A 643-nucleotide genomic window follows, 5' to 3' on the forward strand; every position below is an offset into this window, starting at 1 on the left:
TAAAACGATAAATAATGGCAGCATGGATGATAGCGCAGTAAGTACACGTATTTATCCTACTGGGCATTTACTGATGACAGGTCTCATAAAACCAGCTGGTGACAGCATCCTTGATGTACTTAGTAGCAATCAGCTCGATATTCACTTATACAACCCCTATCGTAGTAGTAACGTCCATATTCTTGGCAATGACTATCCACTTGCTGCCAATTTTTCAGCAGGTTATGGTCTATGGTTAGCAGAAAACCAGCTCGACGGTGTCGGATATTTAAACTTACTGACGCGGCGTCAAGAGGCAACGCTACCTAAGCTATTCATGCTTGAGCCCTATGATCCTAATAAGCGTGTCATCGTTATGATACATGGCTTGGCCTCTAGTCCTGCCACCTGGGTCAACCTAACTAACGATATATTCAATGACGATAAGCTACGTGACAACTATCAAGTATGGCAAATATTTTATCCGACCAATCTGCCTCTTTTAGAAAACCGCTATCAGATTCAAAAATTACTCGAAACTACTTATCAGCAAACAGATCCTAACGGACAAAATCGTGCCAGTAAAAATAGCGTCATTATCAGTCATAGTATGGGCGCTCTTATTTCTCGTATGATGCTGTCTGACGATAACTTAGTGGACGAT

Annotated in this window: 1 protein-coding gene; it reads left to right on the plus strand. The window is 41.5% G+C overall.

Going from position 1 to position 643, the window contains the following annotated elements:
* Window positions 1–22: 22 nt before the first annotated feature.
* On the plus strand, window positions 23–643 hold a 621-nt coding region (locus ACS8FD_RS21670; RefSeq protein WP_439277391.1), incomplete at its 3' end, for an esterase/lipase family protein.

Source organism: Psychrobacter sp. 1U2, assembly GCF_051847575.1.